At 36.1% G+C, this 4,124-nt stretch carries 4 protein-coding genes; all 4 read left to right on the top strand.

Features of this window, described 5'->3' with window-relative positions; all coding sequences use genetic code 11:
- Positions 1–343, top strand: a 343-nt coding sequence (locus K6G87_RS08495; protein ID WP_296835853.1) for an asparagine synthase-related protein, incomplete at its 5' end; no start/stop codon positions are given.
- Positions 340–1,782, top strand: coding sequence for an MBOAT family O-acyltransferase (locus tag K6G87_RS08500; RefSeq protein ID WP_296835855.1), 1,443 nt, complete (start codon positions 340–342; stop codon positions 1,780–1,782). The genes K6G87_RS08495 and K6G87_RS08500, both read left to right, overlap by 4 nt.
- Positions 1,783–1,880: 98 nt before the next feature.
- A complete protein-coding gene (locus K6G87_RS08505) occupies positions 1,881–2,969 on the top strand; it encodes a hypothetical protein (RefSeq protein WP_296835857.1) in 1,089 nt (362 codons plus the stop codon).
- Positions 2,970–2,977: 8 nt separating this feature from the next.
- The gene (locus tag K6G87_RS08510) at positions 2,978–3,907 is read left to right on the top strand and encodes an alpha-1,2-fucosyltransferase (protein ID WP_296835859.1); all 930 of its coding nucleotides are present in this window, start codon (positions 2,978–2,980) and stop codon (positions 3,905–3,907) included.
- Positions 3,908–4,124: the final 217 nt, after the last annotated feature.

Genomic DNA, 4,124 nt, shown 5'->3' on the forward strand with positions numbered 1-4,124 from the left:
AGACATAATAGAATTTGCCTGGACACTTCCTACTTCTTATCTTCGTGATGATAAGGTTGGTAAGAAGGTTCTTAGAAATGTGCTCTACAGATATGTTCCGAAGGAACTTATGGACAGACCTAAGAAGGGCTTCTCTATTCCTATTGATAAATGGCTCAAAGAACCTGAACTTAGGTCCTGGGCAGAAGATCTTATCAGAAGGACTAAGATAAGAAGACAGGGATATCTTAATGCAGATGCTGTTCACAAGATCTGGGAAGATTTTATGAATGGCGGAGAATGGAAGCCGCAGATATGGTACATACTCATGTTCCAGCAGTGGCTTGAGGACAATGACTTATGAGTTTTAACTCCTATATCTTTATATTGTGCCTGCTCCCAATAAGCTTTATAGGATATTTTGCTCTTAACCGCGTAAAACAAAAGTATGGGCTTTTATGGCTACTTATATCATCACTTGCTTTTTACGCATGGGCAGGAATATCCTGTTTTACACTGCTTATTGCAAGTATAATACTCAATTACATATTTACTTTTCTTATAAGGAATAAGAGTTCAAAAGCTGTACTTGCCTTTGGTATTGTACTTAATATATTACTTTTAATATATTTCAAGTATTCAGGCTTTTTAGTTCAGAATATAAATGATCTGTTTAAAACAAGCTTTGTATTTCAGAACGTGGCACTTCCTCTTGGAATCAGCTTTTTCACCTTTACTCAGATATCCTGGCTTGTGGATACATACAGGGGTGAAACTGACAGATACAGCTTCCTCGAATATGCTTTATTTATAAGCTACTTCCCAAAGATGGCAGAGGGACCTATTGCACTTCACGGTGATATCATACCTCAGTTTTTGGATTCTGATAAAAAGAAGATTGATTATGACAATATATCACGTGGCATCATGATATTTATCTTTGGACTTTTTAAAAAGCTTATGATTGCAGATATGCTTGGAAGCGCTGTAGACTGGGGCTTTAATTATGTTCCTGATCTGTATTCGCTTGATATATGGATCATTATGCTTGCATATACCCTGCAGATATATTTTGATTTTAGCGGATACTGCGATATGGCAGCGGGAGTATCTATGATGCTTAACATAGACCTTCCTGTCAATTTTAATTCGCCTTATAAGGCTCTTACGATAACTGACTTTTGGAAGAGATGGCATATCTCTCTTACTTCTTTTTTGAGAAAATATATTTATTTTCCTCTTGGAGGTAGCAGAAAAGGGACAGTCAGAACTTATGTAAATATGATGATAGTATTTATAGTAAGCGGCTTATGGCATGGCGCTAACTGGACCTTTGTGCTGTGGGGAGCACTACACGGAGCTTTCCAGGTACTTCACAGGATATTCAGAAAGCCTTTTGACAAAGTCTTTGCTCCGATCAAGTGGTTTATAACATTTGTGTTTGTAAATATCGCATGGCTTCTTTTCAGGGCAGACTCTGTATCACAGTGGTGGTATATGGTCAACAAAGCCTTTGGGATAAAGTACAGAACTATTCATGAAGAGCTTGCTTCTGTCTTCAAGATACCAAAGCTTCGCTCTGTTTTAAGCCTTATTGGTATACCTTATACAGATATGGATGTTTATGTATTTGGAATGGTACTCATGCTGGCTGTATGCATGTTCATATGCCTTGTACCAAAGAACAATCTTGAAAGAGAGCATAAGATAAGTGCGTGGACACTTGTAGTAATTATGGGATTATTTATGATATGCCTGTTATCTCTTTCAAATGTAACCTCATTCTTATATTTTAATTTCTGATCTTAATAGTATTCAGAAATTTTCTTAGTAATGAACTGGTTATTTAATAAGTGATTTTTGATTTTAATTATAATTATGATTATGTGGAATGGTAATCTATGCAGGATAAGAAGAAAAATATGACCACCAAGTCGTGGGTTAAAATTTTCATATCAGTTTTTGTATGCCTTACGGTCCTTATGGCAGTAATGGTAGCGGTTATAGATCCCTTCTTCCACTATCATAAGCCGCTTGGAAGCTTATATTATACCTTGGATAATGAGAGATACCAGAACAACGGTATTACAAGGAATTTTGATTATAATGCGCTAATTACTGGTACATCCATGACTCAGAATTTTAAGGCATCACAGGCACAGGAGCTTTGGAACAAGGATTTTATTAAAGTGTGTTATTCCGGTGCTATGTACAAAGAGATCAATGACAATATAGAACTTGCACTTAGTACCCATGACGTTGATGTGGTTGTAAGATGTCTTGATGGTACATATCTTCTTGAAGATAAAGATGCTGAGCGTAATGATCTTGGAACATATCCTGACTATCTTTATGATGATAATATATTCAATGATGTTAACTATCTTCTAAACAGTACTGTTATCGGAGGGTACTGTCTTCCTATGATATTTAACTTAGTTATAGAAGGAGAAAGTGGCATAACATCTTTTGATGAATATAGCAGATGGATGGAACAGGCAACTCTTGGAGCGGCAGGAGTCTTAGGCGACAGAACTTCTTATAGTGCACCTGAAGAAAGCATTTCGACACTAACAGAAGAAGAGATTCAGACTCTTACTGATACAATAAAACAGAATGTAACGGATACGGCAGAAGCACATCCTGATACCCAGTTTTATTATTTCTTCCCACCTTACAGTGCAGCTTTTTGGGGAGGATCCTGGGAGAAGGGAACCCTTATTAAAGAGATAGAATGTTACAGACTTGCTGCAGAGCTTATACTTCCATATGAGAATATTCACCTTTTTGCATTTGATGACATGATAGATATTACCTGCAATCTTGATAATTATAGGGATGTGTCACATTATGGAAGCGACATAAATGATATGATGCTTGAGATGATGGCAGCAGATGAGAACAGGCTCACACTCGATAACTATAATGAATATTATGATGAGATGGAGCAGTTCTATGAAAGTTATGATTTTAATTCACTTATAGAATGAGGATAGATATGATCATAATCAAGCTTCAGGGAGGACTTGGCAATCAGCTCTTTTTGTACGGGCTGTACAAGAACTTAAAACACCTGGGAAGAGAAGTTAAGATCGATACAGTAAGCGGATTTGAAGAAGATGAGCTTAGAGTACCCTGTCTTGAAAGCATGGGACTTAAATACGATGTTGCAACAAGATATGAGGTTGTTGCTATAAGAGATTCTTATATGGATATCTTAAGCCGCATAAGAAGGAAGATATTTGGACGAAGGACCTTTGATTACTTTGAACCGGCAGATGGAAATTTTGATCCAGAGGTTTTGAACCTTACTAAAGCATACCTGGATGGGTATTTTCAGTCAGAGAAATATTTTGGAGATGAAAGTGAAGCTCAGGAGCTCAGAAGTGAACTTCTAAAATTTAAAGATATCAGCTTATCTAAATCGGACAAGATACATGATCTGTATAACCAGATAAAGGATGGAGATTCAGTAAGTCTTCATATAAGACGAGGCGATTATCTTACACCGGGTATAATGGAGACTTATGGTGGTATCTGTACAGATGAATATTATGAAAAGGCTGTAAATACGGTCAGATCAAAGTATGCTGATGCCAAATTCTATATATTCTCCAATGACCTTGACTGGTGCAGAGAGAAGTATAAAAGTGAGAAGAACTTTATATTTGTTGATAGTTCATTTCCTGATGATATGGGTAAAGATGGTTCAGGACACAAAGATAATATTCAAAATATGAGTATAAGTAGAGACGTATCTGAACTTTATCTTATGGCTTCTTGCAAACATCACATACTTGCTAATTCAAGCTTTTCCTGGTGGGGAGCATGGCTTTCGGATAATGAAGGCATGACAATAGTTCCTTCTAAATGGCTTAATAACAAGAACATGACGGATATATATACTGAAAACATGTGCAAGATATGATATTAGTCATAGACGAAGTCTCATAATAAGTGAATATTTTTATCAAATAAAACAACCTGTTTTAAAAATATGGTGCAGGAGAATCAATGCAGGAATATGAAAACTGTAAATTATATAAACTAAATATAGATGATCAGGTAGATCTCATAACTGTAATTGTTGCCTGCTATAATATTGAGAACTATATTAAAAGGTGCGTTGATTCTATTACAGCTCA

This window comes from Butyrivibrio sp., assembly GCF_024699075.1.

What these genes read in the sequence shown, in the direction of transcription:
- K6G87_RS08500 (WP_296835855.1), top strand. Translation starts at nt 340, where the DNA reads ATGAGTTTTAACTCCTATATCTTTATATTGTGCCTGCTCCCAATAAGC.
- K6G87_RS08505 (WP_296835857.1), top strand. Translation starts at nt 1,881, where the DNA reads ATGCAGGATAAGAAGAAAAATATGACCACCAAGTCGTGGGTTAAAATT.
- K6G87_RS08510 (WP_296835859.1), top strand. Translation starts at nt 2,978, where the DNA reads ATGATCATAATCAAGCTTCAGGGAGGACTTGGCAATCAGCTCTTTTTG.